The following is a 26440-nucleotide window of genomic DNA, read 5'->3' as shown; positions in this document are numbered from 1 at the left end:
AGTTCGGCGGATTAAGCATCAATCAACGCCGACGCAAGCTGCTACTCTGAATAGTCCTAAAAAATGTCCGCATCCCCAAATGTGTTGTCTTCGCCGTCCTCACGATGTGTTGAGAATCCAGCCAATCGAAGCGCTACCCCAAGGTACTTCCACCAGAAGGAGCGCCCACTCCCCCGACGCGGGTTGAGTAGGTCTGCGGCGCATGCTGAGTCATACTGCCTTTTCTATCCCTTCCTGATGCCCCTCACTTCGTTGACCTCGAAAAACACGGGTAAGAATTCTGAGTACAATCGGCGACTGTACTCGTTACACGTACGAAAATTACTTTAGAGAAGGAGTAATCATGGACGCCCTTTACACCACTGAAGCACTCGCTACCGGAGCAGGCCGCGATGGCCGCGCCGTAGTGCAAAATTCTGACCTTGATTTCAATATGGCCACCCCGAAGGAAATGGGTGGCGACGGCAATGGAGCCAACCCGGAGCAGCTCTTCGCCGCTGGTTATGCCGCTTGCTTCCACTCCGCCCTGCAGGCGGTAGCTCGCAGCGAGAAGGCTGAGTTGGGCGATTCCTCCGTAGGCGCCCGCGTGTCCATTGGCAAGGAAGGCGAGGGCTTCAAGCTCGCCGTTGAGCTCGAAGTCATCATTCCAGCCCAGGAGCACGACAAGGCACAAGAGCTTGCCGATGCCGCCCACCAGGTCTGCCCCTACTCCAATGCCACCCGCAGCAATATCGACGTCAACGTCACCGTCGCGCAGGACTAACTCGTTGAGTCAGCGTAGCTAAACAGCCTACCAAATTTTGGGGCCTCGGTCATGACCCATCGCCATGCCGAGGCCCCTTTTCCACGCCATTATCTACAGCTGTGCTCACTGCACCGCGGTCCGCTCTATATCCTCGAAGCCCCAGTCGGAGAAGTGCCAGGTGATGGTCTCGGTGGCATCGATAAGCGCGTGCTCCATAGTCTCTTCATCGTTACCAGTAACGGAGAGCTCGAGCATCACTGAAGTATCTTCTTCGTCCAATAGCTCCACATCCAAGGGTCCACCATCGAGGCCCGACTCAAAGCGCGCAACCCAATTATCGCCGCCAAAGAAACTGGAGTCATCCAGGGAGTACTTTTCCTCCAAGTCCCATATGGCTTCAATAATGTCCCAGTTGCCGATAATTGCAGCAGATAGCTCGGCGTCACGCCCGTACAGCACCAGCTCGTGGAGCCAAGAATAGTCAATGATGAAGCTGCTCATAATGCCTGCCAGTGTATGCGACGAGAACCCCGTTCCTTGGACGCACTCACCGAGCGTTTTATTATAATCCCAGCTGTTGAAGTTCTGTACAAAGAGCATCGATCTGCGCCCGCGTGTGAGTTGCCATGAGGGTAACACGGAGAATCGCAGCGCCTCGTGCAACAGTAGGCCATCGGATTGCAGGGACGATAAATCCGTGCCCCAGCAGTGCGGCGCTAGCGTCCATCGCGGCGGCCTCATCGCCCACGTGCACAGGGATAATCGGCCCTTGCTTTGGCGTAGTACCGCGTGTGTTGTGCCAATAAGCAATATTCTCCTGCAGTTGGCTAACCAGGCTGGGATCAGACTCAATGAGTTTTAGCGCCGCAAGCACAGCGGCAGAGGTGGCTGGCGTGGGCGAGGTCGAAAACACGAAGGACCGGGCTTGTTGCCGCAAGAGCTGCGCCACCGGCTTACTCGTTGCAACGAGCCCACCTTCAGCACCAAGCGCCTTGCTAGCGGTAATAAGTTGGATATCGGGCTGGACGCCGAAATATTCTGGGAGGCCAAAGCCGCGGTCACCGACGGTGCCGAATGAATGAGCATCATCGACCATAAGCCAGGCGCCGTATTTGCGCGCCACCCGCGATAGCTCAGGCAAGGGTGCAAGCACCCCGTCCATGGAAAAGAGGCCATCGGTAATAACCAAGGCATACTTGGTGGTCCTGTTAGCCAAGGCATCTTCCACAGCGCAGGTATCGCGGTGCGCCGTAACGAAGAGGGAGGAGCCACTCGCCTTTGCGAGCCGGCAGCCATCGATGATGCTGGCGTGGTTGCGCGCATCGGAAATAATGGTGAGCTCGGGCGAGGCCAACGCCTGCAACGTCGATAGATTGGCCTGATACCCGGTGGCAAAGAACACCGAGTCTGGATACCCAGTCAGCCGGGCCGCAGCAGCCTCTACCGCAACGTGTAATTCAGACGTACCGGTGGTCAGTCGCGAGCCGCCTGAACCTGCGCCGTAGTGATCAACGCTGTCCTTTACGGCGCTTTTAATCTCCGGATGCTCTGCCAGGCCCAGGTAATTCGACGAGCTAAAGAGCACCGCGTCTTTGGCTGTCTTCCCGGCGGCCGTCCGCAAGGAGCTTTCCGGCACTTGTCCACTTCCAAAAACCGAAGGGCTGCGCCACAGGCCGTCTTCTCGCCACTTGTCCAGGCGCGCAGATGCGACTTGTTCTAGGCTCTCGTTCACTTTTCTGCCCCAAAATCCACGAGTACGGCGCGGTTTTCCAGATAATCAATCAACGCTTCAATATCGGCGCCTGGTTTGATGATGAAGGCCCGCGCTCCCTCATCCGATCCAGGCTCTTTAATGCGTGGAAGGCGGTGGTACGTGTCATCTATGCAGACGTAACCGGTGGTATAGGCCGGGTCATCAGACACACAGACCTCTGCTAGAACATCGGGGTGCGCGGCTACCTTGCTCGCAAGAACGATGGCCTCACGGGCCGCGTCCTTGCCTTTGAAAGCCGCGTCTTGAGCATTGTGCGCGTCCATGTGGCTCACGCGGACGCCGCGCTGTGCGTCTGGCTCGCAGCGCTTACCTGTATCGGCTGCAATCAGCATCGCACCGCGCATATTCCTAGCGGTAAACGTCTCTTCAATGACTACCTGGGAATGAGCGGTCATGGGGCGCAATAGTTCCTCGATGACGTCCCTAGCCTGCGAGGGCGATTGCACCGCTTCTTCTTTTACTCCTACGGAAGGGACGTGCAGAATATCGGACTCAGTCAAAGCCTCCACAGTGATGAAGGTACTTTCCGCCATTCCCTTCGGGTGCGCCAAAGCACGCTCGGATAACGCCGCACAGACCGCCGGAACCTCGTGTTCCCTGACAATTCGCTCTGCTCCCGAAATGTGCTGGCCTGCGGAATCAGACCGCATTCGCACTGAGAAATAAGTCATAATCTGAGGGTACCGGACGTATTGAACGGTGTTCAGGAAAAGGGAAAACTAGCGGGACTCGGCCAAACTCCAGGTCTTGGTTCCAACATAGGAACGCACAAGCAATGCGCTTGCCGATGTCTCCTCACCCCACGTTCCACAGCCCTATTTTTCCCGCTAACCAGGCGATTTGTGTGAAAACGGCGTTAGGCTATATAGTTAATTCTCGTTGCACAGAGAACGACACGTTCGAAGTACAACATGAATATTCCTCCATAGCTCAGTTGGCAGAGCATTCGACTGTTAATCGAAGGGTCACTGGTTCGAGCCCAGTTGGAGGAGCTTTCTTAGCCCCCTTTTACCTGCAAAACGCCGGTGGGAGGGGTTTCATCATTTTCGTTTACTGGGCAGTTTCGGGTGGTTTAGGGCGGTTTCCTGTCGTGCATGTCGTGGAATTGCATGATCGTTTTGCCGGTGGCGGCTCGGCATTTGGGGCCTGTCGATGGGCGCGCCCTGCGGATTGCGGGCTGCTGGTAATCGGGTGCGGCCTAAGAGGCCTAACCCCCAGAAAGTGGACACGTCGGGAGTCAGGCCCAACCACCAGCAGAAAAGAAATAGCCGCCTAACCACTAGGTAGCTCCACTACGTGTCCACGATTTGCGGGCAATCCCAAAAGATTCAGATTAGATTAGCGGAGGCTTTTCGTTAGTAGCCGTTTGACTCCGCCACCACTTCATCAGAATCAGGTGCGAACATGGTTACCCGAAAGTTCAACAAGCTAGAAAGAACATCAAACAAAAAACGCTGTGCACTTAAATCCTCTGACTCATAAATGGCGAAACAAGTCTCGATTTCATCGTCGAAGATTTTTAGTTCTTCGGACAACGTAGCCGAAGCCCCGCCATCCATAACGAATCGGTAGCAGTCCCGATCATTGTCATAAGCGAGTTCACGCACCCTATCAATATCAGACAAAATCGTCAGCACCCGACCAACGGGAGCATCGGTAGTAATTCCTGCACTAGTCGACACGACGCCTCACCACCTCTTGTTGGCTTATCACTGTAACTTGTTCGAACCCGGTTGGAGGAGCACAGTACATCCCGCCCAGCATCGCGCTGAGCGGGATTTTTCGCATGCGCCACACAGCTTGAGTTCAGAGGGTTGCGGAAGATGCGGGTTAAGCACAACGGGGACAGGAAAAGGGGCCTAGCCCATCAAGGCTAGGCCCCTTCCCTACTGCACTCTATGCACTCGCCGCAGGCTCAGGGAGCGCTGAGTGAGCGTCAACGAGTAATTAGTCGTTGATGTAGAGGTACTGCTTGTTCACGAACTCGTCCAGTGCAAAGACGGAGAGCTCGCGGCCGAAGCCGGAGTTCTTAACGCCACCGAATGGCAGTACTGGGGAGAAGTACTGGCCCAAGTTGACGTGAATCATGCCGGTCTCGATCTGGTCAGCAACCTTGGTGGCGCGCTCGGTGTCATCGGAGAAGACGGCACCGCCCAGGCCGTAGTTGGAGTTGTTGGCCAGCTCTACGGCTTCCTTCTCGGAGGAAACCTTGTAGATCTCTGCTACTGGGCCGAAGAACTCTTCGTAGTAGGAGTCGGAACCAACGGGGACATCGGTAAGCACGGTCGGCTCGTAGTACGCAGCGGTCTCGTGCAGGTTGCCGCCAGTGCGAACCTTAGCGCCGTTGTCCACAGCGGTCTTGACCTGCTTGTCCAAGTTCTCTGCGGCTTCGCGGGAGGACATTGGGTAGTACTGGTTCTCGCCCGGCTGGGTTGGGTCAGCCTGCTTCATACCCTCAGCAATGCGGACCATTTCATCGACGAACTCGTCGTAGATGTCTTCCATGACGATGATGCGCTTGTTGGAGGTGCAAGCCTGGCCAACGTTCTCGATGCGCTTGACCCAAGCTTCCTCGGCAGCCTTGGTGACATCGGCTGCATCCAGGATGATGTAGGGGTCGGTGCTGCCAAGCTCCAGCACAACCTTCTTCAGGTTGCGGCCGGCGATCTCGGCCACGGCGGCACCGGCGCGCTCGGAACCGGTCAGGGATACGCCCTGAACGCGCTTGTCTCCGATGATCTCTTCAATCTGCTTGTGGTCGGCGTATACGTTGATGTACACGCCCTCTGGCAGGCCAGCCTCGCGGAAGATCTCCTCGATGGCTGCAGCGGACTTCGGGGTAATTTCGGCGTGCTTCAAGATGATGCAGTTGCCGTTCATCAGGTTCGGACCAGCGAAGCGGGCGACCTGGTAGAAGGGGTAGTTCCACGGCATGATGCCCAGCAGGGTACCAATGGGCAGGCGGCGGAGGGTGGCCTTGCCGCCTGGCACGTCAACCGGCTGGTCCTTGTTGTGCTCTGGGGCGTTGTCTGCGTAGAACTGCAGGATGTCGCCGGAAAAGTTAATTTCCCACTCGCCTTCTGGGGTGGACTTACCCATCTCCTGTGCGGCAATCTTGGCCAGCTCGCCCTTGCGCTCCTTGAGCAGTTCCGCTGCGCGGGACACAATCTTGGCGCGCTCCTCAATTGGGGTCTCGCGCCAGGTCTGGAAAGCCTCGTTGGACTTAGCCAGAACCTCTTGCACCTGCTCATTGGTAAGGGTGTCGAATTTCTCTACTACTTCATTGGTAGCGGGGTTAGTTACCGCAAAATCCTTAGACATTAATGGATCCCTTTCTAATTGGTTTCTTGGAATCACTGTGGTGGCGAACACGCTTCGTGTGCGCCTGCCCACAAGAATACTCAAGTTCTATTGACGTGTCACCCATGAAAATGGGGATTCTTTTAGGAGGCCGCGACGACCGAGCCGTCCTTCATCTTGATGCCCTCATCCTGCTTCATATAGGTGGCATCGCGGGTGAGCATCTGGCGCACCGCCTCCTCATTCTTTTGGATTTCCGCCTCGAGCGCCTCCGGATCTTGGCGGAGGAGGTCAAAGCGCTCTTGCACCAGCGGAGCCTGCATTTCCAGGATGGGGCGCATCACGGAGTTGTCCACGCCGCAGGCATCGGCGACCTCATCGCCGTGAATGATGCGCACGTGTGCAGCGGTCCAGTCCGCCAAGGTGTCATCGGGCATACCCGTGAGTTCCTTAGCATTGACGACGAATCCGTGCATGAGGGCATCGACGAGCTTGCGGGCCGACTCGTTGATCTCGCCGTCGACGGTGTGGATGGCGTCCATGGTCTTCTGGGAAGCCTCTACCCCATCTTCGCCTTCGAAAAGGTCCGTAGAAATGCCCAGCATGCGACCGGCGATCTTCCACAGGTAGAACGCGTCCTTCTCTTCCTCCGCGGTGAGCTTCCACCCCATGTTTCGCAGGCCGGCGTACGGAATATAGGTGAAGTCGAACCAGGTGCGCAGCATGTCGAACTCGCTGATCGGCGCACCGTAGTGGGAGTAGTCCAGTTCCTTGCGGGTGTGCACGCGCCGCACGTGTGCGTGGATGGCGCGCACCATGCCGGTGTGCATGAAACCCTCGCCACCAGGCTGCAGGGCATCCGGCAGGTAGAGCGAATACGTCCAGTTGGTGGTGTAGGCAAGGCGCTTGACGGCGCCATCAGTAAGCTCACCGGTATTGACCAGCAAGTCTGCAATCGCCGGGGTAGAATAGGTGTGGACCAGCGAGCCCGGGCCCAGCGCCAGGCCGTGGCTGAGCGGCGGGATGGACAAGTAGACGCGGCGCCCGCGCTCCAACTTCTCTGCATCGATGCCGTCGAGGGCCTTGGTCATGTCCTCGATGAGGGCAGCAACCTCTGGCAAGGTGTCCTCGTTCGCGGTACCGCGAGCGAGGGCATCGCGCAGGTTAGGCATGATTTCCTTGACGGTGTGGCCGCTGGTAAATAGCGCATCGGCTACTGGGTCCATCTTCCAGAAAGCCTCGTGGTAGCGGTCAGCGCGCTCTTTGCCAAAGGAGGCGATGAATTCTTCCTTATCGCCGCGACCGGCAGGCCACTCGCCTACGGTGCCTAGGGACATATTGGTGGTCATGGTGTTCTCCTCTGAGAATGTTGTGGAGATGGGTTAGCTGCGAGCTTCTTTAGAGTCATCGTGCAGCGTGTAATCGGACTTGGTCTCTGGCTCGTTTTTCGCGATGTGCGCCTTAATCACCGCGGTGACATCGGACCATGGCGGCTTATTCTTATTAGCGCGCTTAATCTTTGCTTTTTGCGCACCCGGCAGCTTGTCCCGCAGGCGGGCAGCCTTGGCCTCTGCCCGCGCTGCCCCCTGATAGAGCAGGGCCCACGGCTTGAGGTTCACCTTTTCCCAACGCGTGCCCTTGACCATAAACTTGGTGTCTTCCACACCGCAGATGGTGGTCAGCGCACCCAAAGCCACATTGGGGACCAGCGGGTGGATGGTTTCGAGAATGCTCATCAACGCGGTGGCAACGCGCTCATGGTAGGTGGAAGAATATCCGCCATTGGCGTAGATATAATCCGTCATCTTGCGCATTTCATCGCCGGTCTTGGGGATGAGACGCTCTTCAGCACCCATCATATAAAGGATATATCCCCAGTACTGGGCCACATCATCCCAGTCTTGGCCGGAGTGCGGGCGGCCAAAGCGCTCGTCGATGGCCAACGGCATCATCCCGAACCATCCCTCACCGGAGACCAGGAAGCTGGAGCCGATTGGCCGGCCGAATTCGTTGTAGTGCTCCTTGCCCCACATCTTCTCCAAACCGCGATTGGCCTGGGAATGCAGCAGGCGCACGCGCACGGCAGCCTTGCGGCCTTCACCGAAGCGGTCAAAGACGTCCTTCTTGCCCAAGTCCGTGAAGAATTGCGCAGTTTCAATAGAGCGCTGCATGGCCTTGAACTCGAACATCCCGGTCTCACCCGTGGCCGCCGACGTGCGGTCCTCCATCGTGGTGGCCCAGTACGCGAAGGCAATAGCCAGAACCTCTGAGGTGCGTGTGACGTTGTAGTAGGCCACGCGGCCGCGCTCTGCGGCCTCGAGATCCAGCCACTCCGGAATGCGGTCTACCTCTTTAAAGAAGTCCACCAGTTCCGGGGCCGGGTCCTCTACCGTCTCGATGCCGTGGTTGAGCGCCTGCTCAAACTTGGCGCGCGATTCCTTGGCACCGTCGCGGCGGAAGGCCTCCGCCAGCTTTTCGCCGGTCTCGTCGGTCTGCCACATGTGGTCATCGAGAAGCTTGGTTTGCAGGCTGTGGTAGCCTGCCCACTCATCTTCTACCGTGTGCCAGGAGTCAAAGACATTGTGCCGAAGCTCCGACCAGCCTGGCGTCGCGGTGCGACGCTTCGGCGCCGGGCGCAGGTCCATGCCATCGCGGTAGAAGTAGCGGAAATCCTCATAGGGATTATCGGACATGGGCAGAACCTTCGGTTCCGCCTGCGACGTGTTGGCAACGTCAGAAGTATCTGTGGGAGCAGTCATTGTGTTTTATTCCCTTTCTTATTATTAGGCCTTGGTAACTAGCAGCAAGCGCAGAGGCTAGTTCCGGCGGGCTTCCTTGGAGTCATCGTGCAGAGTCCACTCCGCCTTGACGTCTGGCTCATGGTTATTGATGTGCTCTTGCACTTCTTCCAACGCATTGATCCACAGCGGGCGACCTTGCGCGGCGTTGTGCTTCTTGTATTCCTCCGCACCGGGTTTTTCATCGGCTTCGCGGGCTTCCTTTGCCTCCGCGCGCGCCTTGGCTTCGAAGTCTTTGGCCGCCTGGGAAAAGTCCATATCGGCCCAGCGAGTTCCTTCCACCATGAACTTGGTGTCCTCTTCTCCCACCAGCGTGGCCAGCGAGCCCAACATTTCTAGTGGCAGGTCCGGATTCATCTGTTCCACGATGGACATCAGTGCCGTAGCCACCCGCTGGTGGTACGTCGAAGAACGCCCGCCGTTTGCGTAGATGAAGTCAGTCATCTTACGCATCTCATCGCCGGTCTTGGGGATGATGCGCTCTTCCCCGCCCATCATGTACAGCACATATGCCCAGTACTGCGCGACGTCGTCCCAGTCCTGGCCGGAGTGGGGGCGTCCGAAAAGCTCGTCGATGGCCAGCGGCATGAGCGCGAACCAACCTTCGCCGGAGACCAAGAAGCTAGAACCGATGGGGCGGCCAAATTCGTTATAGTGCTCCTTGCCCCAAAGCTTTTCCAAACCGCGGTTTGCCTGGGCATGCAGAAGGCGGACGTGGACTGCGGACTTGCGGCCTTCCCCAAAGCGGTCGAAGACGTCCTGTTTACCCAAGTCCACGAAGAACTTGGAGGTCTCCAGTGCACGTTGCATCGCCTTAAACTCGAACATCCCGGTCTCACCCGTTGCCGCAGAGGTACGGTCTTCCATGGTGGTGGCCCAGTAGCCAAAGTTGAAGGTGAGAAGGTCCGCGCTCGGGGTGGCGTTGTAATAGGCTACGCGCCCGCGCTCAGCGGCTTCGAGGTCGATCCAGTCTGGGATATTATCGACCTGTTCGAAGAAGGCCACCAATTCCGGTGATGGATCCTCAACGGTCTCGATTCCTTCATTCAGCGCCTGCTCAAATTTGGCGCGCGATTCCTTTGCGCCATCGCGGCGGAAGGACTCCGCCAAAGCGGCACCCTGCTCATCGGTTTGCCACATGTGATCATCGAGCAAACGCGTTTGCGGGGTGTCGTAACCTTCCCACTCATCGTGGACGGTGTGCCAGTGGTCAAAGATATTGTGGCGCAAGGTGGACCAGCCGGGCTTGTCCACGCGGCGCTTCGGCGATGGGCGGAGATCCATGCCATCGCGGTAGAAGTAGCGGAAATCCTCATAGGGATTATCGGACATGGGCAGAACCTTTGGTTCCGTCCGAGTTTCGGTAGGAGCAGTCATGGGGAGTGAACAACCTTTCCAATCTTGGTGCTACACCACACACATTTCCTGATTATGTGGTCTAGTTCACCATCTAGCTGTGTCCGTAAGCCTATAGAGACATTGCCCTCCACTGCAATGAATTTTGTATCCAATTTTCCAGGAAATTACCGGGCGTCAGAACCGCCGCTACACCCGCCTTCACAGCACCTATCCTCTCCTGCGCAAATAGCAAAAATGGCAACCTTGGCAGATTTTGCAAACCTTTTGCCTGCTCACCCCATATAGGTGTACTAAGCGCACACGTGTCCGCTATGCGAACGCTTTTGTAACCTGTATCTCCCTTTAGGCTGTACCATGACGTGCATTACATACAGTGAATTGGCAATGAACCACAGCCACGAAAGCGAGGTCTATTCACCCCTATGCCTAGTTCTCCTTCCCAACCTGCACCCCAGCTTGCCGATGCCCCCTCCACCACCGCCACGGTGCAAAACGTCACCGCCGTAGCCGATGACCTTGCGGTCATCGAATTTTCGCTGGACGGTGATGCTCCGCTTGCTGAATACTCCCCCGGTTGCCACGTCGATATCACCCTCCCGGGAGCAAATGGCGAGATGCTTACCCGGCAATACTCGGTTTTTGAGCTGACCGATTCCTCTACTCCTGCCGCTGGCCAACAAAAACGGCCAACGTACGGCGTCGCGGTAAAGCGGGAGGAAAACTCCACGGGTGGATCGATTGCGATGCTCAAACTGCGCTGCGGAGATAGCTTTGAAATCTCGCAGGCATTTAATAACTTCGAGCTCGTGGCACACGCCGGCTACTACGTCTTGGTTGGCGCCGGCGTGGGCATTACCCCCATGCTCTCGATGGCCCAATCCCTCGAGCGCGAGAACAAGCCGTATATCGTGCTCTTTTTCGCACGCGATGAACACCATGCGGTGCTGCTCGAGCAATTGCGCGAAACCTGCGGCGATAAGCTCATTGAGGTCTTTGGCCGATCACGCGAAAAGCAGGCAGATATCTACCGGCATCTGCTGGGCCAAGCGCCGAAGGAGACGGCCTTTTATGTCTGCGGCCCGCAAGGTTTCATGGATTCCGCGAAAGAAGTCGCGCTCGAGTATTTACCCGAGCACGCTTTTCACTGGGAGAACTTCCACCCCGATCTAAAAGCACTGTCCGGTGAGAAAAACGCCGGAGCCGGCGACGGCCCGTTCGAAGTAGAATTTTGCGGCGAGACAGTAGAAATCCCAGAGAATAAGACGGTCCTAGAGGTCCTTGAGGAACTCGATCTACCCGTAAAATCGCGCTGCCTGGAAGGCACGTGCAGCACCTGCATCATGCGCGTGGTCGACGGCGAACCAGATCACCGCGATTCCGTCTATGACGCGCAAATGTATGCCGATGGGGCCTTCGCCCCGTGCGTCTCCCGCGCGCTAAGCCCCAAGCTCACCTTGGAGCGCTGGCGGCAATAAACCCAGCCCCCATACGCTGCTCGAGCGAGGAAGCTGGGCTGGGAAAATTGGGGCATCGGCAAGCGCAGCACCTCCCTATAGGGCGCGCACCATAATCACACCGATGATGACCAAGACCAAGCCAATGATGCGGTGTACCGGCGGCAGGCCGCGCTCGGCATTGCCCCAGCCCAACGACTCAATGACCTGGCCGCAAATGATTGAGCCCACCAGTGAGCCGATAACCGTCGTGCCGGTGCCGATCATGGGCGACAGCGTCGCGCCTCCCACCACAAAGAGCGCGCCGAGCACACCGCCGAGCCACATCCACCAAGGCCCGGGTGCGATACCGCTCAAAAGGGCACGACGGGGAGCCTTCCACCCCAGGGTGAGCAGGGCCAATAGAATCACTCCAACGCCCAGGGAAATGACGCTGGCGGGCATGGGGCTATGCAACGCACCTCCCAGGTAACCGTTGACGGCGGTTTGGGTGGCGGAGCCCATGCCGATGAGCACACCGAAGACACGCCACAGCCACAGCGAAATCCCGGTGGCTTGCGCGCGCGTGGTGACGGCACCCCGGCCTATTTCTAATACCAAGGCGATGCCGCCCACAACGATGAGCGCGCCGAGGACGCGCAGCGGGCCGACCGGCACCAACGGCGATTCAAAGAGGCCGGTCAGGTCATAAATTAGGCCCATCGTTACCTGGCCCAAGATGGGAAGAATGACGGTCTCTACGCTGCCGATGCGCGGGAAGAGCAGGATATTTCCCACGATGAAGGCCACGCCCATAAAGCCGCCGAGCCACACCCACCACGGTTGCGCAGCCGCCAGCGCTAGGTCCGGTATCGCATCACCGGTGACAATGAGCGCGAGGATGGCGGAGACGGCAAAGCCGATAATGAAGGAGAAGAACCCGGCGGCGATGGGCGAGCCCACGGACTCGCGCAGACGCGTATTAATGGCCGTTTGCGCCGGGACGATGGCGCCGACCAGCATGGCGGCGATAACCAACATTGTTTTTCCTTCCCCACAGGTTTGGGTCTAAGCAAAGCCTGGGACTAGGCGTGACATAGAGATGTAATTTTAGAGACTTAAAATGCAAAAGAGTGCAGGCCGGCACAAAGCGGAACCTGCACTCTCTCGCTAGAAGGAGCCGGGTTTAGTCATCCGTAGGGATGGAGTCGGTACCTTCCAGCAGCTTGGCAACATAACCAGTGTTGAACTCGCCGCTGCGGAACTTTTCACTGTCCAACAGCATGGCCTGGAATGGCGCCGTGGTGACAACGCCTTCTACCTGCAGCTCGTCGATGGCGCGCAGCATACGGGTAATGGCCTCATCGCGGTCTTCTGCCCATACGATGAGCTTGCCCACCATGGAGTCATAGAACGGCGGAATGGTGTAGCCCGTTTCGATATGGGTATCCATGCGCACACCGAAACCACCTGGCACGCGGTAGTGTTCGATCTTGCCCGGCCGCGGCGCGAAGTTCTGGTTCGGATCCTCGGCGTTGATGCGGCACTCGATGGCATGGCCACGAATCTCCACATCATCCTGGGTGATGGACAACTTCTGCCCGGAGGCAATGCGCAACTGCTCCTTGATGAGGTCCACACCGGTGATCATCTCCGTTACGGGGTGCTCAACCTGGATGCGGGTGTTCATCTCGATGAAGTAGAACTTATCCTCGGTGTTATCGAAGACGAACTCGATAGTTCCGGCGTTCTTGTACTTCACCTCTTTACACAGGTTAATCGCGGCTTCCTGCATTTCCTGGCGCAGCTCATCAGTCAGCACCGGCGAAGGGCCTTCCTCAATGAGCTTCTGGTTGCGTCGCTGCGAAGTGCAGTCGCGCTCTCCCAGAGCGACGGCATTTTCGCCATCTGCCAGCACCTGAATCTCGATGTGGCGGATATCCGTCAAGAAGCGCTCAATGTAGACCGACGGGTCATTGAACGCGGACTCAGCCTCGTTCATGATCTCGTTGAGGTCCTTTTCCAGCGTGTCCTCGGATTCCACGACGCGCATACCGCGTCCACCACCACCGGCGGCAGCCTTAATCAGCAGCGGGAAGCCGGTCTCGCGGGCAACCTCAAGCGCCTCGTCGAACTCGGTGACCACACCATCGGAGCCCGGTACGGTGGGAACACCGGCGGACTTAGCGATGCGCTTAGCTGCGATCTTGTCACCCATCAAGCCGATGTGCTCAGCCGAAGGGCCAACAAAGCCGATCTCTTCTTCTTCCACCATGCGGACAAAGTCCGGCTTTTCGGACAAGAAGCCGTAGCCAGGGTGAATGGCATCCGCTTTGTACGCCATAGCGGCAGAAATAACCAGCTCGGGGCTGTTGTAGCTCTTGGAAACATTCGCTGGGCCGATGCAGACTGCTTGATCGGCGAGCTTTACCGGCAAGGAGTCCTTATCGCCTTCGGAATAAGTAAGGATGGACTTGATGCCCAATTCCTTGCAGGCGCGAATGATGCGAAGCGCAATCTCACCGCGGTTAGCAATGAGCACGCTACCTAATAGATCTGACATATTTTCCTCCAGGTCGATTACTTCGGCTGGATGACCATGATGGGCTGGCCGTGCTCCACGGCGTCCTCGTTATCAACGAGAATCTCCTTCACGGTGCCGGCAACCTTGGACTCGATGTTGTTCATCAGCTTCATAACCTCGACGATGCACAACACCTGGCCAACCTCGACCTCGTCGCCGACCTTGACGAACGGATCTGCGCCCGGCTTCGGAGCAGCGTAGAAGGTACCGACCATGGGAGCCTTAACGGTCTCGCCCTCTGCGGACGGCTCACCGGAGCCGGAAGCCTGTGGCTCTTCCTTCGGTGCTTCCTCTTGTGCAGGAGCAGGCTTGGACTCAGGCTCAGCGGCAGGCGCGGAAGCCGGTGCGGCTTCCTGTGCTGGTGCTGCTGCTGGAGCTGCGGCCGGAGCGGCTTCCGGAGCCGGCGCCGGACGGTTCAGGCCGCCCGGGGTGCGGGACATCGCGAGCTCGACATCGCCGTACTTAATCTGCAGCTCTTGGATGTCATCAGAAAGGTTGGCCCACTTCAGCAGGGACTTCAGGTCGTGCAAGTTGGTGGAATCAGTCATGATTACTTTTCTCCTTTGGTGAGGTTGATTTCCAAGTCGGAAGTCTTGAGGTGGAAGTCGGTGGTATCGGAAGAGTCGTAGATTTGCTGTACCAGGGAGGTAAGGACGCCGCCCTTGACGCCTTCGCCCTCGCCGCCGCGGCCTTCGGCCACAAAGCGCTTCATCTCATCGACCTGGCTGCCGGCGAACATCACGCGAAGCAGCAGGGTGTCGATGTCCTCGTCCGGGTGAGCCTTCTTCAGGTCCGGCAGAACCGGCTTGAGTTCTGGGATTTCCTCCGTGATTTCGGAGGAACCGTTGGCCATGATCTTCTCCAGCACGTCTGGGTCCAGCGGGGCGAGCGGCTCGCCGTAGTAACCCAAGGCGTACTTCTTAATCTCGTTCGGGACCACGGAGTAACGGTCACCCGTCATCACGTTCATGACGGCCTGGGTACCCACGAACTGGGCAAACGGCGTAATCATGATGGGGTATGCGAGCTCTTCACGGACGCGAGCTACCTCGTACAGCAGCTCTTCGAAGCGGTCACCCAATCCAGCGGTTTCCAGCTGGGATTCGAAGTTGGTAAGCATGCCGCCGGGTAGCTGGTGCATGTAGTGCAGGCCATCGAATGCGCGCGGAACGCCTACTGGCTTATCTTCCGTATCGGCAATTTCCTGAATGCGCTCGCTGGCAGAATCGATGCGCTCATCATCGACGTCCACCGTGTAACCCAGTGCGCGAAGGTCGCGCACCAAGGCCTGGGTGGCCGGCTGTCCCGGGCCATTAGCCAGAGGAGCGATGGAGGTGTGGATGGAATCCACGCCCAATTCCGCCGCGAAGAGGTAGGAAAGGGGCGACAGGCCGGTCAGCGAGTGGGTGTGAACCTCGAGCGGTACGTCACCGATGGAGCTGCGGATCGCCGGGATGAGGGTCTTCAAACGGTCCGGAGTAAGCAGACCGCCGGCGTCCTTCAGCATGATGCGGTCTACATCGGTGCGCTCGAGCAGCTCCGTGGCCTTCCGCTTGTACAGGTCATCGGTGTGCACTGGGCTCAAGCAGTAGGACAATGCGCCGAAGGTTTCGGCACCGAGTTCCTTGGCCAGTTTGAGGCCCTGGTCGATGTTGTCGATGTCATTCAAGCCATCGAAGGAGCCGATCACACGGAAGCCATTGGCGTAGAGGCGCTCGGTCCAGTTCAAGATGGCGTCATCCGGCAGGAAGTCGAAGGAAGCCAGGTTCTTGGAACGAATGAGGGCGCGGAACTTGGTGCCCGGCGCGGCGTTCTCGTGCACGAGGCGAACGCGCTCCCACGGGTCTTCCTTGAGGTAGCGCACGGAGACGTCGAACTGGATGGGCGCTACCAAGTCCACGTGCTCGAAACCAGCGTTGGTGATGTCATCCAACAGCGAAAGGATGTGGCTCGTGGTCATGCGGGTGGCCCAGATGCTCTGGTGCGCATCACGCAGGGTGGTATCGATGATGTTGATCTTGCGCTCGCTATCGGCTGGGCGTCCGCCCGCGGCCATGATTTCGGCGAGGCCTTCTGTGCTTAGTTCCTCGGGACTAAGAGCAGTCATAAATCCCTCCTTAGGGTGTGGCTCCGGAAAGACTCGGTTGGTTCACAGTGATGGTTCACTTTGGTGGTTCAAGACTCTTCGAAAACCTTCCGTGTCGTGGCTCACACGCTACACCACACCTAAATTCTCGGTGCTGGAAATCCGGCCAGAAATGTCCTTTTCCTGCGAATTCCAAGCTCGTCACGGCAAAGAATTTGCCCAAATACCCCTATACGGGGTCACAGTGCGCACTACTGTTCACCTGGCGAACGCGTAGTTTTTTCGGCCTCCTCCCCTAAAAAGTGGTGGAAGACATGCAGTTTCTAGCCAGTAACCAAATCCACCTCGATAGTGCCGGGATTTTCGTGGTCCACATCGCGGACTAATCGAAGTGTGATGTGCGTAATATCTTCTTCAATATTTCGGACCTATCCCTAGGAGGAACATTGACTTCTACCGCCCCGCCGAGCCCCACACCCACTTCGCCATCGGGCTCAACCAAAACGGACCGCAAATCCCTCGCAGCCAGCCTGACCGGCCAGGTCCTTGAATGGTACGAGTGGAGCTCCTATGCGGTTTTCGCCCCATTTATCGCCGCGGCGATGTTCGACAAGGGCGATCCTGCTTCCGCACTGCTTGCCACCTTCGGTGTCTTCGCCGTTGGCTTCTTGGTCCGCCCGCTGGGCGGCATCATCTTTGGCCGCATCGCTGACCAGCGCGGCCGCAAGACCGTCTTGATGACCACCATCATCATGATGGCCAGCGCCTCCGTCCTCATCGGCTTGCTGCCCACCTACGAATCCATTGGCATCTGGGCTTCTGTCGGTCTGCTCTTCATCCGCGTGCTGCAGGGCTTTGCTCACGGCGGTGAATCCGCAGCCGCCAATAGCTACATCCCCGAGATCGCTCCGAACGCCCACCGCGGCCGCTGGGGTTCCATGGTCTATGTCTCCATCTTCGGTGGTTCGGTCATCGCCTATGTCCTGGGCGGCGGCATTTCGCTGGTTCTGACGGACGAGCAGATTGGTGCTTGGGGCTGGCGCATTCCGTTCCTCTTGGGTGCCGTCGCTGCGCTGATCGCGTTGTACCTGCGCCGCCACATGAAGGAATCGGATCACTTCCAGGAAATCGATAGCGCCGAGCCCACCGTTGAGGCTCCGAAGCGCACCAAGAAGTCCGTGAACTCGGAAAAGCCGGCTTCGGTTGCCCGCCCGGCATGGCAGAATATCTTGCTCGTCGTGGGTATGGTCTCCGGCGTTACAGCCTCGCACTACACGTGGACCTCCTATGTTTCCACCTACGCCATTAGCCACGAGGGCATGTCCACTCAGGGTGCTTATTGGGTCACCGTGGCCGCACAGACCGCTGGTCTCATCGCCCTCCCGCTGTGGGGCAGCCTGTCCGATAAGATCGGCCGCAAACCCGTCATTTATATCTGTGCCATTGGCCTAGCCATCCTGCAGATTCCACTGATGAACTTCATCGATGAACGCCCCTGGACCCTGCTGGTGGCCTCCACCATCGGCGTAGTCATCGTTGCTGCCGGCGGCGCGCTGTTGTCCTCCATCATGTCCGAGGTCTTCCCCACCGCTCAGCGCACCCGCAGCATCGGCCTGGCCTACTCGCTGTCCGTTGCCGTCTTCGGCGGTACCGCACCGTATATCTACCAGTGGTTCGTGGCCCACGGCCTTACTTGGGCTTCCGGCTTCTACGTCGTCGCACTGTGCATCCTGACGCTTATCAGCATGTACATCCTGCCTGAAACCAAGGGCGTGGACCTGCGCGATGTCTAATCCACTCACGGAACACTAAATCGCCGCTTCCCAGCCTTTCCCGGGAAGCGGCGATTTTTCACGTCCACAACTAATTAGTCGAGCGCTACCTTAAAGGGTGCGTCCGTGACCTCGCGGATGGACTCCTCGGTTTCGCCCTCGGCGACCTCGATAAGTGTCAGGCCCTCCAGCTCGTCCACGGTGAATACGGCGCGGTCCGTGATAATCAGATCCACACAGCGAGCGCCGGTCAGCGGCAGCTGGCACTCCGCCAGAATCTTGGAATCGCCGTGCTTGGATACGTGCTGCATCATCACCACGATGCGCTTGGCTCCATGCACTAGGTCCATCGCACCGCCCATGCCCTTCACCATCTTGCCGGGGATCATCCAGTTGGCTAGGTCGCCAAACTGGGATACCTCCATGGCGCCGAGCACCGCAACATCGATGGCGCGGGAGCGGATCATGGCAAAGGACTCGGACGAGGAGAAGAAGGATGCACCAGGGGCTTCGGTAATGGTTTCTTTACCGGCATTGATTAGCTCCGGATCCACCTTGCCCTCTTCAGGGTAGGCACCAACGCCCAAGATTCCGTTCTCAGAGTGCAGGACCACCTCGCGGCCCTCTGGCAGGTAGCCGGGGATGAGCGTCGGCATGCCGATGCCCAGGTTGACGTAGTCACCATTGTCCAGTTCTTGTGCGGCGCGTGCCGCCATTTCTTCGCGTGACCAGGTCATTACTTGCTCACCGTCCTGAATTCGATTCCGGTTTCTTGCTTACCCACTTCCACTACGCGGTCTACGTAGATTCCGGGCACATCCACCTCAGCGGACGGTACGGCCTCGACCAGCTGCTCCGCTTGCACGATGGTGATATCGGCGGATTTAGCCGCATCGGGGTTGAAGTTCTGGGCGGTCTTATTAAAGGCGAGGTTGCCAAAGCGATCCGCGCGAGCGGCGTGGACGAAGGCAAAGTCTGGGGTGAGGGCTTCTTCCATGACGTAGAGCTCGCCGTTAAACTCGCGGGTTTCCTTCGGTGCGGAGGTCTCCGCAATGGTGCCGTCGGGGTTGTAGCGGGTGGGAATATCGCCATCGGCAAGCGGCGTGCCCACGCCAGCCTTGGTATAGAAGGCTGGAATGCCCGCGCCACCGGCGCGCATGCGCTCTGCCAAGGTACCCTGCGGGGTGAACTCGACAGTGAGCTCACCCTCGAGGTACTGACGTGCATATTCCTTATTGGTTCCCAGGTAGGAACCGATGGAACGGGCGATGCGGTGATCCTTGAGCAGCAGGCCTAGGCCAAAATCATCCGTACCGAGGTTATTGGAAATGATGGTGAGCTCGCTCGCGCCTTGGGAACGCAGCGCAGCAATGAGTTGCGCCGGGATACCCACAAGGCCGAATCCGCCCACCGCGATGGAGGAACCGTCCGGGATATCCGCGACGGCCTCCTCTACTGAGGCTATGACTTTATTCAACATGGCCTTAGACTACGTGTGGTTCACAGACAGCACAAGGGTTCAGAATGCGAACATTATCGGGTACACTAAAGAGACCTGGGCCACTTAACCCTGAAAATAGCTTGGAGGACACACCGTGGCAGACACCCCCGTAGTGCAATCACTAGCCCGCGGACTCAACGTCATTCACTCGTTCAATGACGAACGCCGGCGGCAAACACTGGCCCAGGTTGCCGAGGTCACAGGCTTAGCGCGCGCCACCGCACGTCGCTTTTTACACACGCTTGTCGCAGAAGGTTATGCCCGCACCGATGGCTCAGATTTTTGGCTCACCCCGCGCGTTTTGGAACTGGGCTATTCGTACCTATCGAGCTTGGGCCTGCCGGATATTTCCCAGCCCCATTTGAGGGAGTTATCCACCAAACTCGATGAGTCCTGCTCTGTAAGCGTGCTCGACCGCGACACCGTGGTCTATATCGCCCGCGCCGCAGCGCACCGCATCATGTCCACCAATATCACCATCGGTACGCGCTTCCCGGCGCACGCCACCTCCATGGGCCAGGTGCTACTCGCCGATTTAACGCCGGCAGAGCTGGATGAGTATTTCGCCACCACCGCTCCGCTCGAGCAGGTCACCCCGCATACCCTGGTATCCCAGGACGCGCTGCGAGCCCGCCTCGGCGAGGTGCGGCGGCGCGGCTGGGTCATCGTGGATCAAGAGCTAGAAATCGGCCTGCGCTCCATTGCCGTTCCCATCCGGGATCGCACCGGACGCGCAGTGGCGGCCATCAACATTTCCACCCAGACCTCCGTGTATTCCACCCAAGATCTCACCGCGCAGATCCTCCCGGAGCTCCTCACTACGTGCGCGGCCATTTCCCACGATCTCACTACCACCGAAATTTCCTAAGGAGAATCCATGCAAACCCAAGACGTAGTCCTGTGCTACCCCAAGCGCACCCCCGTCGGCCGCTACGGCGGCGCGCTGAAATCCGTCCCCGTCCAGGATCTAGCCAGCCTGGTGGTATCCACCATCGTGGAAGAATCCGGCATCGACCCGAACATCATCGATGACGTTATCCTCGGCCAAGCCTCCCCCAACGGGGCTGCGCCTGCCCTCGGCCGCGTCGCCGCACTCGATGCCGGCCTGCCAGTCTCCGTGACCGGCATGCAGCTCGACCGCCGCTGCGGCTCCGGCCTGCAAGCCATCGTCACCGCCGCCGCCCACGTCGCCACCGGCGCAGCCGAGGTGGTCATCGCAGGCGGCGCCGAATCCATGTCGCGCACCGAATACACCGTGGACAGTGACATTCGCTGGGGTGCTAAGGGCGGAAACATGGTCTTTCGCGATCGCCTTCAGGAGGCCCGCGAAACCGCCGGTGGCAAAAACCACCCCATCCCCAGCGGCATGATCGAAACTGCCGAAAACCTCCGCCGCGAGCGTTCCCTGTCGCGCGAGGACCAAGATGAGCTTGCGGTGCGTTCCCACCACAACGCCGCACGCGCGCAAGAGCAGGCGCTTTTCGATGCCGAAATCGTCCCCGTCTCCGTCCCCCAGCGCAAGGGGGATCCCATCATCGTGGACAAGGATGAACACGTGCGCGCTGATTCTAGCGTGGAAAAGCTGTCCAAGCTGCGCCCAGTGATGGGCAAGCAGGACGACGAGGCCACGGTGACCGCGGGTAACGCCTCCGGCCAGAACGACGGCGCCGCCGCCGTGCTCGTGACCACCCGTGAAAAAGCCGACGAACTCGGCCTCGAGCCAATGGTGGCCGTGAAGGGCTGGGCGCTGGCCGGTGTTGAACCAGAGCGCATGGGCATTGCCCCAGTTGAGGCCACCCGCAAGGTCATGGACCGCCTCGATCTCACCTTCGATGACCTCGACCTCATCGAGCTCAATGAGGCCTTTGCCGCCCAAGCCCTCGCGGTACTAGATCAGTGGGGCATCTCCCCCGAAGATCCTCGCTTCAACCCCAACGGTTCCGGCATCTCGCTGGGCCACCCGGTGGGCGCGACCGGTGCCCGCATCGTGGTTACCGCCGCGCACCACCTGCGCCGCACCGGCGGCAAGCGCGCGCTAGTCACGATGTGCATCGGCGGCGGCCAGGGCCTTGCCGCCATAATCGAAACCGCCTAGTCCCCGCAGTGAGGGCCTAGGCGGTATCGGGGGGCGGGCGACCAAGCTAGCCTTGGACGCTCACGCTGCCATCTGCATTAACGTTGACTTGCGCCGCCATGGCGCGGGCCACGTTAAGCCGCTGCCAGGAGCCGTCCTTGCCTTGCCAATCCAATGGATTGCCGGCAGGACGTGCGGTCTGGCGTAGCACCTCGGCGCGCTGTTCCGGTGTCAGGTTCGGGTGGGAAGCTGCGAGTAGTACCGGGGCGGCCTGCGGAACGACCATCGGCGCATCCGTCGGATTGCTTGGAGTAAAATCATAATCCAAGAAATCCGTGTATTCGTCTACAGCATCTGTAGTGGACCGGTATTCCTTGCCATCGGCCTTATCCTGTGCGACGAGTTCTTCTACAGATTTGCCCGTACGCCACTGAATCTCTTCACGAATTTCCTGCGCAGCCTGCTGCAATGCATCGCGCATGCGGTCATCGTTCAAACGATCCGCCGCCGCAGCTTGACCAGTCATGCGGCCACCAATGACGTCCAATGGGTAGTGCACACCCAGAACGACGCGGTGATTTCCTGCTTCGGCGCCGCGCAGCATTAATTGCGGGCCTACCTCTGGAAGCATAGAGGCCATCAAAGTGGTGATCCACGTTGCCTGGTTAGTGTGCCCGGAGGGGAAAGCCGGCGAGGTGGAATAGAGATCCTTCGACTCATCTTCGTAGCGGTTAATAGCCTCGGGTGCCTGCACGAATGGGCGGTCATAACGGAAGTAGTACTTTTCTGCGAAGGTGGAGCTAGCCAGTCCACCTGCACGGGCGGCGTAGCCATTGCCCAGCAGGTACTGTGTTTTTGGCAGTCGATGCTCTGCCAAGGCTTCGCGGAATGCACCGCCCAGGCTCTCCCCCATGGAGTCCGAAATGGCTTCTAGCATCCCACCGGAGCTTGCCTTGGCATCGGATTGCGCACGGGCGATCAGCTCAGGGTCATCGGCAGCCGCATTGTTAATGGCCACTACCTTATCCATGTTTTCTTCAAGGACCTCTGGCTGGTGCTTAATCTGGTCAAACCCGCGGACAACCTGCCAATAGTTGCCAAATTGGTAAGACGAAATATCGGATTCAAAGCCCACAAGATAGTCCACACCAAAGGGCTGAGGAACCGGCGCGCCTGGGTGCTGCACAGGAGAAGGGCCAATGCTGGATCCACTGCTAGAACCCTGTACCTGCGGCACCTTGGACGAAAGCTCACCCGCCTGCGCAGCGGGTGCAAAGGAAGCAACGGTGAAGCTGGCGGCCGCTCCGAGAGCAAGTACTCGACGCGAAACACCACGATTGAAAATACGGGTCATATATCGCAACTTTCAGCTAGAAGTGATTTCCTCTGCACACTAACCAGCTAACGTTAAGGAAGTATGAACTGCGCACTAACCTTATTCAGCGCTTTTTTAAACAAATAGTTATATGACCGCTCAAGCTAATCGATGTCCCCAGCCTGCTCCACCCAGAACCGTGTTTCCTCGGACGGTTCAGCACCAGGCGCGGACAAGCCAGCCGTGGCGAGCGCGGCAAATGCCACTGCGGCGGCCATGGCCGAATCTCGCTGCTGATGAAGACTCATTAACTCAACCTAGCGCGAATAGGTGCCAATGAAAACAGGAAGGCGGTTCCAGCGGGCGATTTCGGCGCGAAAGCGTACATACGCGGTAAGCTAGAGAAGAACTTTTGCTCGCATAGAATAAAGGGGAATTAGTCAATAATGATCCAATTCGTCTTCGGCGCCGCCGCAGGGTACGTATTTGGCACCAAGGCGGGCCGCAAGCGCTACCACCAAATGAAAAGCGCCTACCAAAAGACCGTCAACTCCCCCGCCACCAAATCTGCGGTGCGTTCCGCGCGCAAGATGGTAGCCAACCGCCTGGATCCAGAGCCACGCATGCGCGAAATCCACGACCTTTCTGAAAAGCGCCGTGGCAAAGGCAAGGCTCGCGGGAACCAGGCTCCACAGGCCGACCGGATTTATGAACCCGATGAGGGCTAAAGCCTTCCCCGCAAACCCCTCCCCGGGCAGCGCCTGAACTAGCGCTCGAGTGCTTGCCCGGGGTTTTTATATACCTGGGGTACCGCGAAAGGCGCGATCATTGAGCTCGCGGCGAGCCTGCTCCAAGGCAATGAGGTCTGCGAATACGGAGTTATAGCCTGCCTCATCATCGGTTGGCCGCATTCGGCCCAATTGGGCTTTCAGCTGCGCAATCTGATCACCCACGACGGTTTCCTGCAGCCGCGAGAGTACGGAATCCGCATATTTTTCTGCGCCCACGTCCGTGGGCAGGATGGCCTCGACTGCCAGCTCGGAGACGAAATTCCTTCCCGTAAGATCCTGCATTTCCCCGGCAACGGCGGCAATCCAATCCACTCCGGACATGGTGGCTCCCTTGTCTGCCCCGCCCACAGCGGAAATCGCTTGGCGCACGATGCGGTAGGCGTCGTTGGTGTAGGCATCGGCAGTAATGCCATCAAAATACGAGCCAACGACCTCTGGCATCTGCAAGGCCAATTTCAGCGCCTCCCGCTGCGGCCACAGGTGGGTCTCCTTCGGGTTTGGCGGATGGATCATGGGCACATCCTGCTGCGCCGGCTGCGGCTGTGCATTATCAAAGCGGCGAATCGTCGGCTTGTCCGCCTTCTTCGGCTTCTTTGCCTCCGCGCGCACTTGGCGCAGCACCTCTTCCGGATCATTCCAACCCACCCAGCCGGCAAGCCGGCGGGCGTACTCGCGCTGCAGGGGCTGGTCACGGATCTGTGCGACGATGGGCACCGCCCGCCGCAAAGCCTGCAAGCGGCCTTCGGCCGTATCGATCCGGAAATCAGCAATTACTGACTGAATGACGAACTCAAACATGGGGATGCGGTCTGCCACCAGATCGCGCACCGCGGCATCGCCCTTTTCAAGGCGCAGATCGCACGGGTCCATGCCGTCTGGGGCTACGGAGACGAAGGATTGTCCGGTAAATTTCTGCTCTCCGTCAAAGGCACGCATCGCGGCCTTCTGTCCCGCCTCATCGCCATCGAAAGTGTAGATGAGCTCGCCGTGGAAATAGGAATCATCCAGCATGAGCCGGCGCAGCACCTGCAGGTGCTCCCCACCGAAGGCCGTACCGCACGAGGCCACGGCAGTCTTAATGCCTGCCGCGTACATGGCCATCACATCCGTATAGCCTTCCACCACCACAGCTTGGTGGCCTTCTGCGATATTGCGCTTGGCCAAATCCAACCCAAAGAGCACCTTGGACTTGTGATAAAGCATGGTCTCGGGCGTATTCATGTACTTGCCCAGCTTGTCATCATCAAAGAGCTTGCGCGCACCAAAGCCAATGACGTTGCCGGAAAGATCCTTAATAGGCCACAGCAACCGGCGGTGGAAACGGTCAATGGGACCGCGCTTTCCCATCTTGGAAATGCCGGCTGCCTCTAGCTCTTCAAAGGAAAAACCCATGCGCAATAGGTGCTTTGTGGCGGTGTCCCAACCTTCCGGAGCGTACCCGCACTCGAAATCATAAATAACCTCACGGCTAAACCCGCGGTCCAGCAAGAAATTGCGCGCCGTTGCCGCCTCTGGGGTTTCCAGCTGCTTCCGGTAAAACTCGTGCACCGCTTTATTCGCCGCGATTAGCCGCTGCCTCGTACCCGGCTTCTCATTGCGGGCACCGGTCGAGCCACCCTGGTAATTAATGTGGTAGCCAATCTTCTGCGCCACAGCTTCCACGGCCTCCGGAAAAGAGACCTGTTCCATCTCCATCAGGAAGCTGAATACATCGCCACCCTTACCGGTGGAAAAGCAGTGATAATAACCGCGCTGCGGGCGGACGTGGAAGGACGGCGTCTTTTCATCCTTGAAAGGGCTCAACCCCTTCAAAGAATCATGCCCGGCAGGTTTGAGCTGCACATATTCGCCCACGATTTCTTCTAAAGGCGCGCGTTCACGGATAGCTTGGATATCACTGTCCGGAATTCTGCCCTTTGCCATGGCTACAGACTACCCCGCCCATTTATCGAATGCTCAACCGCCAAAGCCAGGATGGTCGCATTGGGTTGTCCCGCTCAACAAGTACACAGAATCACCGTGTTTTACCCACATGTGGGGCAGCCTTTCGCCGAGTATTCCCACCCCCGGGACGGGGCAATTTTGGATATTGCTCTTGACGCGGTGGACGTTTATGTTTTGGAGATATTTCCTGCAACAATAAGGAGCATGTCCAAGTCCAAAGCGTCTAAGAAATCGCTTCCAGTGGCCCTTGGTGGACTCGCCATCGTCGCAGGCGCTAGTTATTTTGGCTTCGACCTCGGCGGTAACGAGGATGCAACGTCAACGGACGAGACCTGCGCAATTTCTTCCCTTCCCAGCGAGGCCGAAGAAACCGCAGACGATATTCTCGCCGGCGGCCCTTATGACTATCCCGACAAAGACAATTCCCATTTTGGCAATTATGAAGGCGTCCTCCCCCAGCAGGCGCAGGACTATTACCGCGAGTACACGGTAGAAACCCCTGGCAGTAATCATCGCGGATCGAGGCGCATCGTCACCGGCGGCGGCACCGAAGTCGACCCCGATGTGTGGTACTACACCGACGACCATTACCAAACATTCTGTTCTATCCCGGACGCAGAGGATTAATAGTGCACCGCATTTTAATTACGGAACCCATCCGTACCCGTACGGATTTCTTCAATGCCTTAGGACGCACCCATGGATGTGTGGATTGTGGCCCGCGCAGCCTAGAGGATCTAGCTAACTTCCTGCGTAAGAATGAAGTATCCACCATCGTGGCTGCCAATATGGAAATGGAATTGGATGACTTCGCGGCCATCGCGGCCGTTGTCCAAGATGAAGGCGTTAGGCTCGCCCGCTAGCTAGTCTGCGGATGCTGTTACTCCGCAGATGCTGACATTTCGGGATGCTACAGGTCCTCTGCAATAACTGAGCATCGTGCGCCCTCAATTATCACTTTTCC

25 protein-coding genes and 1 tRNA gene are annotated in these 26440 nt (G+C 58.3%); 9 read left to right on the top strand and 17 right to left on the bottom strand.

Annotation, left to right across the window (positions count from 1 at the left end; translation table 11 throughout):
• The first annotated feature begins 343 nt into the window (after positions 1-343).
• Complete coding sequence (locus ABRP64_RS02845) at positions 344-763, top strand: organic hydroperoxide resistance protein (protein WP_349865343.1); 420 nt, start codon at positions 344-346, stop codon at positions 761-763.
• Positions 764-868: 105 nt separating this feature from the next.
• Here the strand turns inward: ABRP64_RS02845 and ABRP64_RS02840 are convergent, their stop codons facing one another.
• The 3 genes from ABRP64_RS02840 to ABRP64_RS02830 all read right to left on the bottom strand — a co-directional run bounded on the left by ABRP64_RS02840 (position 869) and on the right by ABRP64_RS02830 (position 3190).
• Positions 869-1246, bottom strand: a complete 378-nt coding sequence (locus ABRP64_RS02840; protein WP_349865341.1) for a hypothetical protein — start codon at positions 1244-1246, stop codon at positions 869-871.
• 61 nt (positions 1247-1307) lie between these two features.
• Positions 1308-2477 (bottom strand): aminotransferase class I/II-fold pyridoxal phosphate-dependent enzyme, encoded by a 1170-nt coding sequence (locus ABRP64_RS02835; protein WP_349865338.1) that lies wholly within the window; start codon positions 2475-2477, stop codon positions 1308-1310.
• Positions 2474-3190: a 6-carboxyhexanoate--CoA ligase gene (locus ABRP64_RS02830; RefSeq protein WP_284850104.1), complete on the bottom strand. Its 717-nt coding sequence runs from the start codon at positions 3188-3190 to the stop codon at positions 2474-2476. Before ABRP64_RS02830 ends, ABRP64_RS02835 begins: the two co-directional genes overlap by 4 nt.
• 248 nt (positions 3191-3438) lie before the next feature.
• On the opposite strand from ABRP64_RS02830, the gene ABRP64_RS02825 reads away from it, so the two are divergent.
• A tRNA-Asn gene (locus ABRP64_RS02825) sits at positions 3439-3511 on the top strand.
• A 363-nt stretch (positions 3512-3874) separates the two neighbouring features.
• On the opposite strand, the gene ABRP64_RS02820 is transcribed toward ABRP64_RS02825, so the two are convergent.
• From ABRP64_RS02820 to ABRP64_RS02800, 5 genes are all read right to left on the bottom strand, one after another.
• Positions 3875-4201: a hypothetical protein gene (locus ABRP64_RS02820; RefSeq protein WP_284850028.1), complete on the bottom strand. Its 327-nt coding sequence runs from the start codon at positions 4199-4201 to the stop codon at positions 3875-3877.
• 265 nt (positions 4202-4466) lie between these two features.
• Positions 4467-5840, bottom strand: a complete 1374-nt coding sequence (locus ABRP64_RS02815; RefSeq protein ID WP_349865336.1) for an NAD-dependent succinate-semialdehyde dehydrogenase — start codon at positions 5838-5840, stop codon at positions 4467-4469.
• Between the two features lie 122 nt (positions 5841-5962).
• Positions 5963-7168 (bottom strand): oxygenase MpaB family protein, encoded by a 1206-nt coding sequence (locus ABRP64_RS02810; protein ID WP_284853549.1) that lies wholly within the window; start codon positions 7166-7168, stop codon positions 5963-5965.
• Between the two features lie 33 nt (positions 7169-7201).
• The gene (locus ABRP64_RS02805; RefSeq protein WP_349865334.1) at positions 7202-8578 is read right to left on the bottom strand and encodes an oxygenase MpaB family protein; all 1377 of its coding nucleotides are present in this window, start codon (positions 8576-8578) and stop codon (positions 7202-7204) included.
• 57 nt (positions 8579-8635) lie between these two features.
• Positions 8636-9994 (bottom strand): oxygenase MpaB family protein, encoded by a 1359-nt coding sequence (locus ABRP64_RS02800; protein WP_284850032.1) that lies wholly within the window; start codon positions 9992-9994, stop codon positions 8636-8638.
• Positions 9995-10398: 404 nt separating this feature from the next.
• On the opposite strand from ABRP64_RS02800, the gene ABRP64_RS02795 reads away from it, so the two are divergent.
• Positions 10399-11451 carry a PDR/VanB family oxidoreductase gene (locus tag ABRP64_RS02795; protein ID WP_284850033.1) on the top strand — a complete coding sequence of 351 codons (1053 nt, stop codon included), beginning with the start codon at positions 10399-10401 and terminating at the stop codon, positions 11449-11451.
• A gap of 75 nt (positions 11452-11526) precedes the next feature.
• Here ABRP64_RS02795 and ABRP64_RS02790 read toward each other — a convergent pair whose 3' ends face one another.
• From ABRP64_RS02790 to ABRP64_RS02775, 4 genes are all read right to left on the bottom strand, one after another.
• Complete coding sequence (locus ABRP64_RS02790) at positions 11527-12450, bottom strand: DMT family transporter (RefSeq protein WP_284850034.1); 924 nt, start codon at positions 12448-12450, stop codon at positions 11527-11529.
• A 145-nt stretch (positions 12451-12595) separates the two neighbouring features.
• Positions 12596-13972, bottom strand: a complete 1377-nt coding sequence (gene accC / locus ABRP64_RS02785; RefSeq protein ID WP_349838240.1) for an acetyl-CoA carboxylase biotin carboxylase subunit — start codon at positions 13970-13972, stop codon at positions 12596-12598.
• A gap of 17 nt (positions 13973-13989) precedes the next feature.
• The gene (accB, locus tag ABRP64_RS02780; protein ID WP_284784844.1) at positions 13990-14541 is read right to left on the bottom strand and encodes an acetyl-CoA carboxylase biotin carboxyl carrier protein; all 552 of its coding nucleotides are present in this window, start codon (positions 14539-14541) and stop codon (positions 13990-13992) included.
• Positions 14542-14543: 2 nt separating this feature from the next.
• On the bottom strand, positions 14544-16100 hold the full coding sequence (locus ABRP64_RS02775; protein ID WP_284796367.1) for a hydroxymethylglutaryl-CoA lyase-like TIM-barrel protein: 1557 nt from the start codon (positions 16098-16100) through the stop codon (positions 14544-14546).
• 425 nt (positions 16101-16525) lie between these two features.
• On the opposite strand from ABRP64_RS02775, the gene ABRP64_RS02770 reads away from it, so the two are divergent.
• Positions 16526-17872: an MFS transporter gene (locus ABRP64_RS02770; protein ID WP_284850038.1), complete on the top strand. Its 1347-nt coding sequence runs from the start codon at positions 16526-16528 to the stop codon at positions 17870-17872.
• A gap of 74 nt (positions 17873-17946) precedes the next feature.
• Here ABRP64_RS02770 and ABRP64_RS02765 read toward each other — a convergent pair whose 3' ends face one another.
• Both ABRP64_RS02765 and ABRP64_RS02760 read right to left on the bottom strand, forming a co-directional pair.
• A complete protein-coding gene (locus ABRP64_RS02765) occupies positions 17947-18588 on the bottom strand; it encodes a 3-oxoacid CoA-transferase subunit B (protein ID WP_237792597.1) in 642 nt (213 codons plus the stop codon).
• On the bottom strand, positions 18588-19331 hold the full coding sequence (locus ABRP64_RS02760) for a CoA transferase subunit A (RefSeq protein WP_284770292.1): 744 nt from the start codon (positions 19329-19331) through the stop codon (positions 18588-18590). Before ABRP64_RS02760 ends, ABRP64_RS02765 begins: the two co-directional genes overlap by 1 nt.
• Positions 19332-19446: 115 nt before the next feature.
• On the opposite strand from ABRP64_RS02760, the gene ABRP64_RS02755 reads away from it, so the two are divergent.
• On the top strand, positions 19447-20220 hold the full coding sequence (locus tag ABRP64_RS02755) for an IclR family transcriptional regulator domain-containing protein (protein ID WP_284782366.1): 774 nt from the start codon (positions 19447-19449) through the stop codon (positions 20218-20220).
• Positions 20221-20229: 9 nt separating this feature from the next.
• A complete protein-coding gene (locus ABRP64_RS02750) occupies positions 20230-21447 on the top strand; it encodes an acetyl-CoA C-acetyltransferase (protein ID WP_284770290.1) in 1218 nt (405 codons plus the stop codon).
• Positions 21448-21493: 46 nt separating this feature from the next.
• On the opposite strand, the gene ABRP64_RS02745 is transcribed toward ABRP64_RS02750, so the two are convergent.
• Positions 21494-22780, bottom strand: coding sequence for an acid phosphatase (locus ABRP64_RS02745; RefSeq protein ID WP_284782364.1), 1287 nt, complete (start codon positions 22778-22780; stop codon positions 21494-21496).
• Between the two features lie 125 nt (positions 22781-22905).
• Entirely contained in the window at positions 22906-23049 is a 144-nt protein-coding gene (locus ABRP64_RS02740) for a hypothetical protein (protein ID WP_284770288.1), read from the bottom strand.
• 138 nt (positions 23050-23187) lie between these two features.
• On the opposite strand from ABRP64_RS02740, the gene ABRP64_RS02735 reads away from it, so the two are divergent.
• Entirely contained in the window at positions 23188-23469 is a 282-nt protein-coding gene (locus ABRP64_RS02735) for a hypothetical protein (RefSeq protein WP_349865332.1), read from the top strand.
• 66 nt (positions 23470-23535) lie between these two features.
• On the opposite strand, the gene dnaG is transcribed toward ABRP64_RS02735, so the two are convergent.
• Positions 23536-25455 (bottom strand): DNA primase, encoded by a 1920-nt coding sequence (gene dnaG / locus ABRP64_RS02730; protein WP_284819280.1) that lies wholly within the window; start codon positions 25453-25455, stop codon positions 23536-23538.
• A 225-nt stretch (positions 25456-25680) separates the two neighbouring features.
• On the opposite strand from dnaG, the gene ABRP64_RS02725 reads away from it, so the two are divergent.
• Both ABRP64_RS02725 and ABRP64_RS02720 read left to right on the top strand, forming a co-directional pair.
• Positions 25681-26103: a guanyl-specific ribonuclease gene (locus tag ABRP64_RS02725; RefSeq protein ID WP_284770286.1), complete on the top strand. Its 423-nt coding sequence runs from the start codon at positions 25681-25683 to the stop codon at positions 26101-26103.
• Between the two features lie 2 nt (positions 26104-26105).
• A complete protein-coding gene (locus ABRP64_RS02720; protein WP_284782361.1) occupies positions 26106-26339 on the top strand; it encodes a hypothetical protein in 234 nt (77 codons plus the stop codon).
• Positions 26340-26440 lie beyond the last annotated feature (101 nt).

The organism is Corynebacterium sp. KPL4015 (assembly GCF_040225725.1).
Lineage (GTDB): Bacteria > Actinomycetota > Actinomycetes > Mycobacteriales > Mycobacteriaceae > Corynebacterium > Corynebacterium rhinophilum.
Note: the sequence above shows the minus strand (reverse complement) of the source record. Positions and strands in the feature narration are given on the sequence as shown.